The sequence below is a fragment of the Pseudomonas sp. JL27(2026) genome (assembly GCF_056933555.1).
Genome location: NZ_CM167794.1, coordinates 2,930,016 through 2,943,469, shown reverse-complemented (window position 1 = coordinate 2,943,469; position 13,454 = coordinate 2,930,016). Strand labels below are relative to the sequence as shown.

12 protein-coding genes are annotated in these 13,454 nt (G+C 61.5%); 8 read left to right on the top strand and 4 right to left on the bottom strand.

What is annotated here, in order from left to right; all coding sequences use genetic code 11:
• Positions 1-2: 2 nt before the first annotated feature.
• From AC1Z1G_RS13295 to AC1Z1G_RS13265, 7 genes are all read left to right on the top strand, one after another.
• The gene (locus AC1Z1G_RS13295; protein ID WP_483627603.1) at positions 3-689 is read left to right on the top strand and encodes a D-sedoheptulose-7-phosphate isomerase; all 687 of its coding nucleotides are present in this window, start codon (positions 3-5) and stop codon (positions 687-689) included.
• Complete coding sequence (gene hypD / locus AC1Z1G_RS13290; RefSeq protein ID WP_483627602.1) at positions 686-1,849, top strand: hydrogenase formation protein HypD; 1,164 nt, start codon at positions 686-688, stop codon at positions 1,847-1,849. Before AC1Z1G_RS13295 ends, hypD begins: the two co-directional genes overlap by 4 nt.
• Complete coding sequence (hypE, locus tag AC1Z1G_RS13285; RefSeq protein ID WP_483627600.1) at positions 1,846-2,943, top strand: hydrogenase expression/formation protein HypE; 1,098 nt, start codon at positions 1,846-1,848, stop codon at positions 2,941-2,943. Before hypD ends, hypE begins: the two co-directional genes overlap by 4 nt.
• Positions 2,943-3,284, top strand: a complete 342-nt coding sequence (locus AC1Z1G_RS13280) for a hydrogenase maturation nickel metallochaperone HypA/HybF (RefSeq protein ID WP_483627598.1) — start codon at positions 2,943-2,945, stop codon at positions 3,282-3,284. The genes hypE and AC1Z1G_RS13280 overlap by 1 nt, the downstream gene beginning before the upstream one ends.
• The gene (gene hypB / locus AC1Z1G_RS13275; RefSeq protein WP_483627596.1) at positions 3,284-4,114 is read left to right on the top strand and encodes a hydrogenase nickel incorporation protein HypB; all 831 of its coding nucleotides are present in this window, start codon (positions 3,284-3,286) and stop codon (positions 4,112-4,114) included. The genes AC1Z1G_RS13280 and hypB overlap by 1 nt, the downstream gene beginning before the upstream one ends.
• Positions 4,115-4,193: 79 nt before the next feature.
• Positions 4,194-4,958 carry a DJ-1/PfpI family protein gene (locus AC1Z1G_RS13270; protein ID WP_483627594.1) on the top strand — a complete coding sequence of 255 codons (765 nt, stop codon included), beginning with the start codon at positions 4,194-4,196 and terminating at the stop codon, positions 4,956-4,958.
• A 315-nt stretch (positions 4,959-5,273) separates the two neighbouring features.
• Complete coding sequence (locus AC1Z1G_RS13265; protein WP_483627592.1) at positions 5,274-5,498, top strand: YgdI/YgdR family lipoprotein; 225 nt, start codon at positions 5,274-5,276, stop codon at positions 5,496-5,498.
• A gap of 10 nt (positions 5,499-5,508) precedes the next feature.
• On the opposite strand, the gene AC1Z1G_RS13260 is transcribed toward AC1Z1G_RS13265, so the two are convergent.
• On the bottom strand, positions 5,509-5,904 hold the full coding sequence (locus tag AC1Z1G_RS13260) for a hypothetical protein (RefSeq protein WP_483627590.1): 396 nt from the start codon (positions 5,902-5,904) through the stop codon (positions 5,509-5,511).
• 355 nt (positions 5,905-6,259) lie between these two features.
• On the opposite strand from AC1Z1G_RS13260, the gene AC1Z1G_RS13255 reads away from it, so the two are divergent.
• Positions 6,260-6,634 (top strand): hypothetical protein, encoded by a 375-nt coding sequence (locus AC1Z1G_RS13255; RefSeq protein WP_483627841.1) that lies wholly within the window; start codon positions 6,260-6,262, stop codon positions 6,632-6,634.
• A 58-nt stretch (positions 6,635-6,692) separates the two neighbouring features.
• Here the strand turns inward: AC1Z1G_RS13255 and AC1Z1G_RS13250 are convergent, their stop codons facing one another.
• The 3 genes from AC1Z1G_RS13250 to AC1Z1G_RS13240 all read right to left on the bottom strand — a co-directional run bounded on the left by AC1Z1G_RS13250 (position 6,693) and on the right by AC1Z1G_RS13240 (position 13,445).
• Positions 6,693-8,546 (bottom strand): polyurethane esterase, encoded by a 1,854-nt coding sequence (locus tag AC1Z1G_RS13250; protein WP_483627588.1) that lies wholly within the window; start codon positions 8,544-8,546, stop codon positions 6,693-6,695.
• A gap of 108 nt (positions 8,547-8,654) precedes the next feature.
• The gene (locus tag AC1Z1G_RS13245) at positions 8,655-10,349 is read right to left on the bottom strand and encodes a polyurethane esterase (RefSeq protein WP_483627586.1); all 1,695 of its coding nucleotides are present in this window, start codon (positions 10,347-10,349) and stop codon (positions 8,655-8,657) included.
• A gap of 57 nt (positions 10,350-10,406) precedes the next feature.
• Complete coding sequence (locus AC1Z1G_RS13240) at positions 10,407-13,445, bottom strand: autotransporter domain-containing protein (protein WP_483627839.1); 3,039 nt, start codon at positions 13,443-13,445, stop codon at positions 10,407-10,409.
• Positions 13,446-13,454: the final 9 nt, after the last annotated feature.

Genomic DNA, 13,454 nt, shown 5'->3' with positions numbered 1-13,454 from the left:
CCATGTCCCAAGGTGATAACCCACTGCGTGGCTTGTACCCGTTTTTACACGGCGACAAGCAAGCGTCCAGCGCCGTCGAGGCCGCGCTGCTGGAATCGGTGCAGCAAAAAGCGGCCCACAGCGTGGAGGTCAAACAGCGATTCTTCGCCGAGAACGCCCAGGCCATCGTGGCCACAGCCCGAGCCATCGCCTTGGTGTATCAACGTGGCGGGCGCATGCTGTCGATGGGCAACGGTGGATCGTCCTGCGACGCTGCGCATTTTGCAGTGGAATTCCTGCACCCGATCACGGCTGGCCGCCCGGCGCTGACCGCCACCAACCTGGCGGCCGATCAGGCAATGATGACGGCCGTGGGCAATGACGTCGGCTTCGAGCATATCTTCGTCCGGCAGGTGATTGCCCTCGGTCGGGCCGAAGATGGCCTGGTGGGTTTTTCCACCAGCGGCAACTCGGCCAACCTGCTCAAGGCCTACGCGAAAGCCAAGGAAATGGGCATGACCACCCTGGGCCTGGCCGGTGGCGACGGCGGCGCAATGGCCCACTCGGCCGACCTCGATCATTGCCTTGTCGTGCCCACCGACAGCATTCACCGCATTCAGGAAGTCCACGTCGCCACCTACCACATCCTCTGGGACCTGGTGCACACCTTGCTCGCCGACGAACGCGGCGGGCTGGAGCGCCAGCCATGAAATTCGTCGACGAGTTCCGCGACCCGGTCAAGGCCCGGGTACTGGTGAAAAAGATCGAAGCGTTGGTGCTGCACATCCCGATCTGTCGCAAACGCCCGCTCCAACTGATGGAAGTCTGCGGCGGCCACACTCATTCGATCTTCAAGTACGGCATCGAGCAAATGCTCCCCGACGCCATCGAACTGGTGCACGGGCCGGGCTGCCCGGTGTGCGTGCTGCCGATGGGCCGGGTCGATGACTGCGTGGCCCTGGCGCAACACCCGAATATCATCTTCGCCACGTTCGGCGACGCGATGCGCGTGCCTGGCTCGAAAAAGAGCCTGCTGCAAGCCAAGGCCGAGGGTGCCGATGTGCGCCTGGTCTACTCCCCCATGGATGCGCTGAAAATAGCCCGAGAAAACCCGACGCGCGAGGTGGTGTTCTTTGCCCTGGGGTTTGAAACCACCATGCCGTCCACGGCCCTGACCGTCCTGCGCGCCGACGCCGAGCACCTCGAAAACTTCTCGGTGTTCTGTAACCACATCACCATTATCCCCACGATCAAGGCGATTCTCGACTCCCCGGAGCTGACCCTCGACGGCTTCCTGGGCCCGGGCCATGTGAGCATGGTGATTGGCAGCGAGCCCTATGAATTCATCGCCCGGCATTACAAAAAACCGTTGGTGATTTCCGGGTTCGAGCCGCTGGATATCCTGCAATCGCTGTGGATGGTCACCCGGCAACTGGCCGAGGGCCGGTGCGAAGTTGAAAACCAGTATCAGCGCGTGGTGCCCGAGGCCGGCAACACGGCGGCGTTGGCAGCGGTGCAAAAAGTCTTTCAGCTACGCGAGTTCTTCGAGTGGCGAGGCCTGGGTTCGATCGACCATTCCGGGGTCAGGTTGCGTGAGGCCTATGCGCGCTTCGACGCCGAACGTAAGTACCCGGTGCCGAACCTGAAGATTGCCGACCCCAAGTCATGCCAGTGCGGCGAAGTGCTCAAGGGCGTGATCAAACCCTGGCAGTGCAAGGTCTTTGGCACAGCCTGCACCCCGGAAATGCCCTTGGGTTCATTGATGGTGTCCAGTGAAGGGGCCTGCGCCGCCGTCTACAACTATGGGCGCATCGACCTGGTGGACATCCTGAAAAAACGCGAAGCCGCCGCCACGGAGCAGCACCCATGACTGTGCCCGACCCTCTGACCCTCGTGGTCGATGAACCGATCCCGCGTATCCGCCAGCGCAGTGGCAAGGTGCGCGGCGAAACCATCACCCTGGCCCACGGCAGCGGTGGCAAAGCCATGCGCGACCTGGTGGACGACGTGTTTGTCGGCACGTTCAACAACCCGCTGCTGGCACCGCTGGAAGATCAGGCGCGTGTTGCCTTGAGCGACCTGGCCCGACATGGCGACCGCTTGGCGTTCACCACCGATTCGTATGTGGTCGACCCACTGTTTTTTGCCGGGGCCAACATCGGCGACCTGGCCGTCAACGGGACGGTCAACGACCTCGCGGTTTCTGGTGCGCGGCCTCTGTTCCTGTCCTGTGCGGTGATCCTTGAGGAAGGCTTTGCGCTGGCCGACTTGCGGCGCATCGTCACGTCCATGCAGCGTGCGGCCGAGGTCGCCGGAGTGCAGATTGTCACCGGCGACACCAAAGTGGTGGAGCGCGGTGCTGTCGACAAACTGTTCATCACTACCTGCGGCATCGGCGTGATTCCCCTCGGGGTCAACATTGCTGCCACCCGTGCACAGCCGGGTGACAAGGTGCTGGTCAACGGTTACATCGGTGACCACGGCGTGGCGATTCTGGCCGCGCGCGACGACCTGGCGCTGGAGGTGCCCATCGAAAGCGATTGCCAGCCCTTGCACGGGTTGATCGCCGCGCTGCTCGACGCCTGCCCCGACGTGCATTGCCTGCGCGATGCCACACGCGGCGGGATCGCCACGGTACTGAACGAGTTCGCCCAGGCTGCCAACGTCTGCGTCAATCTCGATGAGCCGACCATCCCGGTACGGGAAGCGGTCAAGGGCGTGTCGGAAATTCTCGGGCTCGATCCGCTGTACTTCGCCAACGAAGGCAAGTTGGTCGCTGTGGTACCGGCCGAACATGCCGAGGCGGCACTGGCCGCGATGCGTGCGCACCCGGCGGGCGTCGACGCGGCGATCATTGGCGAAATCGGTGACAGCCCGCAGGGCTGCGTGATCATGCACACCGTGTTCGGTGGCGAACGCATCGTCGACATGCTGATCGGCGAGCAACTGCCGAGGATCTGCTGATGCACGAACTCTCCCTCACCCAAAGCATCGTCGAGGCCTGCTGTGAACGCGCGGGCGGTGCGCGGGTGCTGTGCGTCACGCTGGAGGTCGGCAATTTGTCGTGTGTCATGCCCCAGGCCCTGCGCTTTTGCTACGAGGTGGTCACCGAAGGCACGCCGCTGCAAGGCTCGGTGCTGGAAATCATCCGTGTTCCCGGCCTCAGCCGTTGCCGAGAGTGCGGCGCCACCGTGGAAATGGCCGACATGCTTTCAACCTGCACCTGCGGCTCGGTCAACCTGGAGCGCCCCCACGGCGGCGATCAATTGCGAATCAAATCGATGGAAATCGAGGAGGCGGCCTGATGTGTGCCACCTGTGGTTGTTCCAATGGCGCCAAGGCCAGGATCACTGACCTGTCGACCCACAAAATGCAGCGCATTGGCGAGACCGATCTGCACGGTACTTACATCCGCCTGGCAGTGCCTGATGTCCATCATTCGCACGCCCCCGCCCCGACAGTCAGCCACCGGCATGTCGACCTGGAGCAGGCGGTGCTGGCCAAGAATAATCAGTTGGCCGAACTGAACCGCCAATGGCTCAACGACCGCAACATTCTGGCCCTCAACCTGGTGAGTTCCCCCGGCGCGGGAAAAACCACGCTGCTGGAACATACCCTGCGTGACCTGGCGGGCAGCGTGCCGGTGTGCGTGGTCGAAGGCGACCAGGAAACCCTGTTCGACGCCGAGCGCATTCGGGCCACCGGGTGCAAAGCCGTACAGATAAACACCGGCACTGGCTGTCACCTGGAAGCCGGGATGCTGGCCGACGCACTCAGACAACTCGAGCCACCGCCCGACTCGCTGGTAATGGTGGAGAACGTCGGCAACCTGGTATGCCCTGCCCTGTTCGACCTGGGTGAGCGCGCCAAAGTGGTCATCCTCTCGGTCACCGAAGGCGCCGACAAACCGCTGAAGTACCCACACATGTTCAAGGCGTCGGGCCTGATGATCATCAGCAAGATCGACTTGCTGCCCTACGTGGACTTCGACGTGAACGCCTGCATTGCCTTCGCCCGTCGCATCAATCCCGAGATTGAAGTGATGCAACTGAGCGCCACCAGCGGTGAAGGGCTGGAGCACTGGTACGCGTGGTTGCGCGGGCAGATTCGCGTGCCGGGCCTGATGACGCCTTAGCGATGGCTGTGTCTTGTTGAGACTGCCAGCGGCTATTCTGCTGCCCAGCGCTGTCTTCCTGGCACAACGAGGCTCCTGCATGATCCTGATTCTGTTGCCCACCGCCGATTACGACCCCACCGAAAGCAGCGTTCCCTGGCAGGCGCTGCGCCAGGCCGGCATCGACCTGCGTTTTGCCACACCCGAGGGTTTACCGGCCTATGCCGATTCACGTCTGGTGAGTATCGGCTTTGGTCTCCTGAATCCCCTGCTGATGACGCGCAAAGCCGATCTTGAGCGTTATGCGGCCATGACGGCCGACCCTGCGTTCCAGGCACCGCTGGCCTACTGCGAGGTAAACCCCGAACAGTTCGACGGCGTGCTCATCCCCGGTGGCCACGCCAGGGGCATGCGCAGTTTGCTGGAGTCCGGGCTGGCGCAGCGGATCGCCCTGCACTTCTTCGACGCCGACAAACCGGTCGCGGCGGTGTGTCATGGCGTGTTGCTACTGGCACGGACGCGGCAACCCGGCAGTGGTGTTTCGGTGCTGCACGGGCGCAAGGTCACCGCATTGGTGGCCAATACCATGGAGCTGCCAGCCTGGCTTGTGACCGCGCCCTGGTTGGGGCGTTACTACCGAACGTACCCGCAAACAGTGCAAGCCGAAGTGACCGCAGCCCTTGCCCGGCCGACCGATTTTTTGCCCGGTCCCTTGTTCCCCGTGCGTGACACGCCTGAAAACCCGCAACACGGCTTTGTCGTGCGCGATGGCAACCTGCTGACGGCTCGCTGGCCGGGTGACTGCCACCGGTTTGCCGCGCAATGGGTTGAGTTACTGAAACAGCCTTGCGCCAGTAACCGGTGATGAGCTGACCGACCACCGCCGTAGCGCTGCTCAAGCCAGGCCAGCACGGTGTGGAAGTTGTTCAGGTAATAGAACGGGTCGTCGAATGGATTGGCTGTCACAGGTCATAGCGCCTAACGATCGAATACGGGTTATGCACACAGGCATCAGATGCACCCTGCCGCAGGGAACCAGAAAAAGATAAGTGGACGCTTGATCGTTTTTTTAAAGGCTTCACAGAACTTTCTGCCATCGAGCTACACAAACGGCGGTTAGCGCTAGAGTAAAACGTTTGCTTCGGTTGAAGCGACGGTGTTTTCCAAATGAGGGTTGTGCATGAACATCAGGATTCTGGGCGTATCACTGGCCGTCATGGCGTTGCTGGCCGTGGGCGGTTGCTCCACCCGAACGGTGGTGACCCTGCAAAACGGTACGCAGTACCTGACCAAAGACATTCCGAACACCAAGACCAAAGACGGCTTCTACGAATTCGAAGACATCTCAGGGAAAAAAGTGCGGGTCAAAGCGGACGATGTGGCCACCGTCCGCAAGGAAAAATAAGCCTGTAGCGTCAACGCAACCTGGAACCATCGCCCTGCCAGGGGAAGGTGTTATCGCAGGAGATGCTGTCCCTGGAGCCGCGCTGTGTCAGTTGTTGCTTGAATTTCAGGCAGCGTTCGTAATCTTTGGCAAAGGAGTTATCGATACTGATGTTGCCGGTCATTTCGGGTGCCTTGTTGTCCCCGATGTGCACATTGGCCCAGGGCTGTTCCGGTTGAAGCTTGAACAGACTCTCCTTGGGAGGTTCTTCCTTGGGCTTGGCCATGGCCACCGCAGGCAGTTGCAGTTGGTCCGGGGTCACGCCGTAGCGCGTCAAAATCGAGCTTTGAGGGAGCTCATGGGCTGCAACGGTCCCGGACATCAGGGCCAAAGCCACCATCATTGCGTTCCTCTTGCTGTTACTCACTGTGTTCTTTCTCCTTGGATTCTGCGGATCACATCAGCCTTTCGGTTTGCGCTGACGTTGTCCTTGTAACGGGTGGTGCGCTCGTTGTTTTAGTCACACGGCTGATAAAAAACAACCGTTGCACCTGGCTCTACGCACCGTTGTGTCTATGCTTTGCTGCACGGGTGATCACCTGCAAAAGCTTGTTCCAGAGCCTTGCGAGTGATCATGGCGCAGGTATTGGAGGCCCCCGGATGCTGGCGGGTCACCCAATGCCGGCGATTTTGATCCATCACAAGGAGTCATGACTTTGCAGCCTTATACTTTTGCGCCGAATGACCAGACGTGTGCGACTGCCCTGCGCGGCCTCAAACTCGTGGCCCTCGCCACCGCCGTGTGGGCGCTCAGCGCCTGCGCCAATGTGAGTGCACGCACCACCGAATACGTCGGCGCCGTGCATGCCGCACCGACGTCACCCGCGTCGGTGGAGGTACTGCGCACCGAGCCGACCCGGCCGCATACGCGCCTGGGTGAGGTGCTGCTGGACGCAAGTGTCGAGCCGCCGCCACCAGTCAGTGAAATCGAGCAGAAACTGCGAGAGGAAGCCGCCAGGATCGGCGGCGACGCCGTGGTCGTGGTCTACGACAAGATCCTGCCGGTGTCGGCGTATGTCAGTGGTCCGCTGTGGGATCGGGACATTCAAACCGTTGAAGGACGCAAGCTCAAAGGCATCGTCATTCACTATCAATAAGGACAACGGGGTCGACAGGACAGCGCGAAACCGGGTTCGGCTTCGCGCTGTCGCAGGGTCAGGCGATGACGACGTTGCTGCCGGACACATGGTCCAGCCCAACACCCACCAACGTCACCGAATCGCTGCCAAAGGTCAGTACCGTATCATTGCCGACGGCCTTGGCGTGATCACGCACGTCATAACTCTGACCCACGCCCTCTACGCCCATGAACACCAGTTTGTGGTTCGCCTGGAAGCCCTCCACCCGGTCCTGCCCGAAGTGACCGGTGAACAGGAAGGTGTCGATGCCACCGCCCGACGTCATCAGGTCATTACCGCTGCCACCGACAAACACATCGTTACCCTTGCCGCCGATCAGGTGGTCGTTGCCGTCCAGGCCGAACAACCAGTCACCACCGACGTGCGCCTTGAGGGTGTTGTTGCTGGCATCACCCTTCACTGACGATGCATAGTCAGTCTGGTTGTTGCCGACCTGCAGGCCGGTATTGGTCACACGATGGGTCACTTCGTCCTTGAACAGACCCCAGAGGAATCCGGGCTCCTTACTGACCAGGGTGCCAATGTCACGGGTCATGCTGATTCCGCCGTTGGCGTCGCGCAGGTACAGCGTGCCCGCGCCGTCGTTGGCAAAGACAAAGTTCTTCACCGATTGCTGCAAGTCCAGGGTGTTGCTGCCCGAGCCGCCCAACAGAATGTTGTAGCCGCCGCTGTCCCTGAAGGTGTCGTTGCCCGCGCGGCCCTCCAGGTAATCGTTGCCCGAACCGCCCTGGATCAGGTCGTTGCCGTCGCTACCGATGATGAAGGTACTGCCCTTGTGGGTTTCGGCGTTGCGGTTGAGGTCCTGGACCCAGGTGTTGGCACGCGCCGGGTCTGACAGGTTGGACACGACGATGGTCGAATCCTTGCTGGTGAGGTCGTAGAACTTCGACTCCAGCACCCGAGTCATGCCGTCACCGTAAGCGGTAGGCAAATGAGAAATCCAGGTCGCGACATTGGCGATGGAATACGGCAGCAGGTTCCAGGCGTTCGACGCGTAGTAGTCGTTGAAATTGACGATATTGTTGCTCGCCGAATCCTGATGGGCGTCGTGGACCCCCAGGGTCGAACCGTTGAACGTCGAACCGTTGAGGGCGCGGAACACCGGATCGTTTTCGTAACCCAGGTTCAGCACTTTATCGGTGCTGCTTTGGGTGGGTGACGCGTAGGCAATGTACTTGGAGTCCTTGTAGAAACCGTTCCAGTGGTCGCCGCTGAGGTCCGCCAGGCTGTTGACCCCCAGACCGCCGAGGCTGTGACCGCTGACCAGCACATCCTTGCCGCTCAGGCCGTTTTTGGCCGCGAAGGTCGCGAGGTCCTTGAACAGGTTGCCGTAGGCTTCACCGGCATAGTTCTTTGCATAATCCTTGGGGCCCAACGCCGCCATCAGGTCGTTGATGGCATCGCCAATGGTGTCGGAAACCATCGACTCCCGAGGACCGCTGGTACCGCGAAACGCCACGCCGATTTCCTTGAGGTGACCCTGCGCGTCGTACTTGCCGAGGATTTCCACCTGGGCGGTGGTATAGCCGGCTTTTTCACCGAAGAACGTGCCCCGGGCATCGACCTTGCCGCCATAGCCCAACTGGCTGGCGCTGATCGGTGTCCATCCGGCCTTCTGCACGGCGGCCAGTGCCTCTTTTTCAGAATTGGGGTTCCAGGGAATGCCGGGGATGACCCCTTGTGCGTCGGTGCCGCCGATCAGTGCCTTGACCAGTGTGGCCGGCAGACCGAGGCCGAAGCCGTTTTGCTGATAGCCGACCGCGAAGCCGTTATCGAGGTTGTGGTAGGAATACAGCGTGATTGCCATTGCATCGTAAAACAGTGCTTTGGACTCGGCTGAGTTGAGGTTTTTGTAGTCATAAACACCCATGGTATTGCCTCTCTTTTTGTTGAACTTGTCAGAGAAAGCTCACGCCGCCAGAACGCCCCGTGACGGGACGTTCCGGCGGTTTAGTGGAATGCCTTTATCTATTACGGTTTATGCAAATACGATCTCCGCGCCGGACAGGCTGGCCAGGCCCACACCCACCAGCGTCACCGAGTGGTCGCCGACCTTGAGCAGTGTGTCGTTGCCGGACTGCGAAACATGTTGGTTGTAGTCATAGCCCTGCCGTGCGCCTTCGACGCCGAGGAACACCAGTTTGTCGCTGCCCTGGTAGCCCTTGATCGAGTCGAAACCGAACGCGCCGCTGAACAGGAACGTGTTGCCCCCACCGGTGGCGAACATGGCGTCGTTGCCTTCGCCACCGACAAACGTGACCTGGGCCTTGTCACTGCGCAGTACGTCGTTGCCGCCCTGCCCGAACAACCAGTCACCCTGAGCGCTGGCCACCAGCGTGTTGCCCTGGGTGTCGCCGTTGAGGGAGTGAGCGTACGGCGTCAATTCGGTGCCGTTGAGCAGGCCCTTGGCGCTGACGGTGTGGCTGACGTCCTTGCTGAACAAGCCCCAGGCTGCCCCGGACTCCTTGCTCACCAGGGCGCCGATGTCACGCGTCAGGCTGATGCCGCCGTAGCTGTCGCGCACATACAACGTGCCGGCGCCGTCATTGGCAAAGGTGAAGCTTTTCAGCGGTTGTTGCAGGTCGAAAACGTTCTGCCCTTTGCCGCCCAGCAGGATGTTGTAGCCGCCCGCGTCCCGGAAGGTGTCGTTGCCGTCGCGGCCTTCAAGGAAGTCATTGCCTTTGCCACCCCGCAACAGGTCGTTGCTGTCGGTGCCGATGATGAAGGTGCTGCCGACATGCGTTTCACCGCTGCGGCCCAGGTCTTCGATCCACGTGCCGGCCCGAGACGACTCCACCAGCGTCGAAACGATGATGTTCGAGTCCCGCTCGGTCAGGTCGTAGAAACGCGAGTCGATCACCCGGTTCAAGCCGTCGGCATAGCCCAGGGAGCCATGGGCCGCCCAGTGTTGCGGGTTGGCAATGCTGAACGGTGTCATCTGCGTGGACGCGTAATGGTCGTTGAAGTTGACGATGTTGTCGGTGGTCGACGCCTGCGGCTTGTCGTGTTTGTACAGCGACGAACTGTTGAACGTGGTGCCGTCGAGCACACGAAACACCGGATCGTTTTCATAGCCGATGTTCAGCACGTGCGTACTCGCCGAGCTTTGGGTCGGCGATGCGAAGGACACGTAGTTGGCGTTTTTGTAGTAACCGCCCCAGTTGTCGACGCTCAACTCAGCCACGCTGTTGACCCCCAGACCGCCGAGGCTGTGGCCGCTGATCAGCACGTCCTTGGCGTTCAGGCCTTTGGCACTGGCGAACGCGGCGACGTCCTTGAGCAAAGTGTCGAACGCATTTTTCGCGTAGTTCTTCGCGTAGTCCTTCGGACCGATGGCGGCCAGCAGGTTGTTCTTCATGTCGCCATACGTGTCGCTGTAATCCAGGCCCCCGGTACCACGAAAGGCAATGCCGAGGGAGATCAGCTTGCCGCCTGCGTCGTACTTGGCCATGACCTCGGCTTCGGCACTGGTGAACCCCTCTTTCTCGCCAAAGAACGTGCCCTGGGCACCAACCTTGCCTTGATAGCCCAATTGCCCGGCCGTGACCGGCGTCCAGCCGGTTGCCATTGGCTTGCCGGTCGGCGTGTACGCGTACAGCGTCAATGCAATCGCATCGCTGTACAACGCCTTGCCGGCCTCGCTGCCGAACGTCTTGTAATCAAAAACACCCATAATCTTGCCTCTTGGTTAGTGCTGCTGCGTGTTGCGGTCGTGCTGACTGGCCAGCCATCAGAACTGCCAGTCGAGGGTTAACCCGACGCCGTGGGTCTTGTCTTTGGAGCCCAGCAGGCCGTTGTAGTCCAGGTTCAGCGTGGTATCGCGTCCCAGTGCCAGGCCTGCGCGAACGCCAACGACGGCCGCGTTGCGGTCCATGGAAACGCTTTGCACGCTGAACGGCGAACCGCCGGACGCAAAGGCCAGGTTTTCCTCGGATCGGGTGTTGCTCAGGTTGTGCTGCCAGCCCAGGGTCCCGGACAGGTCCAGTTGCTGTTGGCTGTTGAGCGCCAGGCGTTTGCTTGCGCGCAGGCCCAGGGTTGAAAGCACCGCATCGCGGTTGTCGTCGCCACCCTTGAGTGCCGCCGCGCCGCCCTTCTCGGTGAAGCCGTCGCTGTCCAGGTGCACGTAGGCCAGGTTGGCGAACGGTTCCAGTGCCAACGGTTGCAGGTCCAGGCGATAGGCCGCCTCGGTGAAGACCTGAGTGGTTTGCGCATCACGCTTGGATTTCTGCTTGGCACTCACATCGCCGAACTGCAGATCACGTTTCGTATCGATGCGGTGCCAGCTGTGGGAGCCACCGACGCTCAGGCGCAATGCGTCGATTTCATGCCCGGCGTACACGCCCAGGTGGTAGCTGTCGACCGAGGCCGAAGAGTGAGTGCCGCTGCCCATGCTCAACGAACTGTCGCTGTAGCCGGTGACGAAGCCCAAACGGGTATTTTCCGCTATCAGACCGTCCACCCCGGCCAACAAGCCGCCGATGGAGCTGGTGTAATCGGCGTTGTCGTGACCGCCGTCAGCCTTGCCCCATGCGCCCAGTGCCTTGACCCAGACGTTGTTTTGCTGGCTGTCGGGCGTTGCGGCGTTGTAGAGGTTGCTATCGCGCAGGCGATCACCGACGGCATCGCGCAGGTAACGCGAATCGTTGATCAGCAACGTGCCGATGGCCGGGTGGATTTCCCCGCTCAGTTGCTGGAACGCTTGCTGAGCCGAGGCCGCTGTTGGCGACAGCAGGACCGTTTCATACAGCGCATTCCCGGCGCCCAAACGCTCGGTGGCAGCGGCCACGGAGCGCTGATTCGGGGTTTGCCCGACGCTGGCAAACGAGTTGCCGTTGCGCTCGACCGCCAGTTGCACGCCGGTCGCCGTGTAGTCCAGGTTGCCGCCGATGAACGCATAGCTTGGCAACACCGCGCCAAACTGGCCCTGGATGCCGCCCGCTGCTTGCAGGATGTTGAACTGATGACCGAGCAGGCTCTGGACCTGGCTGGTGGTCAACAGTGTCGGGCTGTTTTCCAGCGACAGCGACACGGTCGCGCCCTGGATGACGGCTTTGCCGCTGGCAACGATGCTGTCGCTGCTGGTGGGCGACAGTTCGACGGCGTAGGTGGAGCCCGGCTCGAAGGTCACGTCACCGGCCACGTTCAGGGTGCCGATGGAGTTACCCGGCGCGACAGTACCGCCACTTTTCGCGGTCAGCCCCGCGATACGACCGGAACCACCGAGAATCCCGGAATCATTGACCGTCACCGCCGATGTCAGCGAACCATTGATCGCCAGGCGGCCCTGATTGACCAGGGTCGGACCTGCATAGGTGTTGGCGCCGGTCATCACCAGGGTACCAATCCCTTTTTTGGTCAAGCCACCATGACCGGCAATGTCGTTACGCCAGACGTCGAGGCCACAGCCCTGGTCATTGCACACCCGCTGCGTCGGTTTGCCGGCATCAATGATCGCGCCGATGCCCGGCAAGTCCGCGACGAACTGCCCCGAACCGTACGCGCCGTTGACCCGGAATTCTTGCGGGATATCGGCATCGGCCACAAACATCGCCGGGCCGTCGATGCCTTTGCGCAGGTTGATCATGCCCCAGCCATACATCGAGTCGATGCCCGCCGCGCCGATGTCGGTGGAGGTGGTTTTCAGCACGCTGGCGACCTGGGCGCCAGTCATGTACGGGAAGCGCTCCATCAGCACGGCCGTGGCGCCCGCCACATGGGGTGCCGCCATCGAGGTGCCGTTTTTGTTGGCGTAGCCGAGCGTCATGTTTTCGAGGGTGGTGCCGTCGAGCACGGCGCTGTAAATACGCGTGCCGGGGGCTGAGACACAGGACCCCGCGGTGTAGCCACACCGTGACGAGAAGGTACTGGCGATGTAGCGCTCAGCACTGTTGGTATCCGGGTTCTGTTGCAGGGCCGCGACGGTCAGCCAGTTCCCCGCGATGTCCGGTACGAAGTAACCGAGGCCGGCAATCGCATCCGGGTTGTTGAGGTTGTAGTCGTTGCCTGCGGCGAAGATGGTCACGACGCCACCGCGTGCCGCGTCAATGGCACCGCTGTAGGCGCCACCCTGTTTGGAGTTGAGCAGGGGCTGGATCTGGTTGAACTGCAATTGGGCGTCGTTGACGGTGAAGTGCGGGAACGCCGGGTCCTTGCCGCCCTTGTTGAAGCGGTCGGTGATACCGATGCCCCAGCTGTTGTTGATGATCCGTGCGCCGCTCTTGACCAGCGAGTCCCAACCCGCCCGGTAGACCGCGCCGTCGTTGCCCAGAACAATCCCGTCTTCAGGGCCCGGGTCGCCGTTGTCGGCGCTGATGATCTGCGAGGCATAGGCCACGCCATGCATCTCGTGGCCGTCGCGGCTACCGGCCGCGATCCCGCCAACGTGGGTGCCGTGGTAACCCAACCTGCCGTTGTAGCCTAACGTGGGCGTGCCGTCATACCGGAAGGGGTCCCCGGCTTTGACGTGAATGTACCCGTCGGTGTATTCACGAATGCCGCTGGTGACCAGGGTGACCACTTTGTCCTTGCCGCTGAACTCCGGGTGCTTGGCGTAGACCGGTTGGTCGAAGATCCCCAGTTTGATGCCCTTGCCCGAGTACCCGGCGGCATACGCGTCCTGCGAGTTGATCGCGCCCAGGCCCCAGTCGGCCTTGAATTCGGTGCTGCGCCAGCTGTCGGGATTACCGAGCGTGCCGTTTTCCACGTAAGGCGCGGCCTGAGCGACACCAATGGTCGCCAGGTACGCGATAAAGGCCCCATTCAGGGCCATGGCCTTACG

What these genes read in the sequence shown, in the direction of transcription:
- AC1Z1G_RS13295 (WP_483627603.1), top strand. Translation starts at nt 3, where the DNA reads ATGTCCCAAGGTGATAACCCACTGCGTGGCTTGTACCCGTTTTTACAC.
- hypD (WP_483627602.1), top strand. Translation starts at nt 686, where the DNA reads ATGAAATTCGTCGACGAGTTCCGCGACCCGGTCAAGGCCCGGGTACTG.
- hypE (WP_483627600.1), top strand. Translation starts at nt 1,846, where the DNA reads ATGACTGTGCCCGACCCTCTGACCCTCGTGGTCGATGAACCGATCCCG.
- AC1Z1G_RS13280 (WP_483627598.1), top strand. Translation starts at nt 2,943, where the DNA reads ATGCACGAACTCTCCCTCACCCAAAGCATCGTCGAGGCCTGCTGTGAA.
- hypB (WP_483627596.1), top strand. Translation starts at nt 3,284, where the DNA reads ATGTGTGCCACCTGTGGTTGTTCCAATGGCGCCAAGGCCAGGATCACT.
- AC1Z1G_RS13270 (WP_483627594.1), top strand. Translation starts at nt 4,194, where the DNA reads ATGATCCTGATTCTGTTGCCCACCGCCGATTACGACCCCACCGAAAGC.
- AC1Z1G_RS13265 (WP_483627592.1), top strand. Translation starts at nt 5,274, where the DNA reads ATGAACATCAGGATTCTGGGCGTATCACTGGCCGTCATGGCGTTGCTG.
- AC1Z1G_RS13250 (WP_483627588.1), bottom strand. Translation starts at nt 8,546, where the DNA reads ATGGGTGTTTATGACTACAAAAACCTCAACTCAGCCGAGTCCAAAGCA.
- AC1Z1G_RS13245 (WP_483627586.1), bottom strand. Translation starts at nt 10,349, where the DNA reads ATGGGTGTTTTTGATTACAAGACGTTCGGCAGCGAGGCCGGCAAGGCG.
- AC1Z1G_RS13240 (WP_483627839.1), bottom strand. Translation starts at nt 13,445, where the DNA reads ATGGCCCTGAATGGGGCCTTTATCGCGTACCTGGCGACCATTGGTGTC.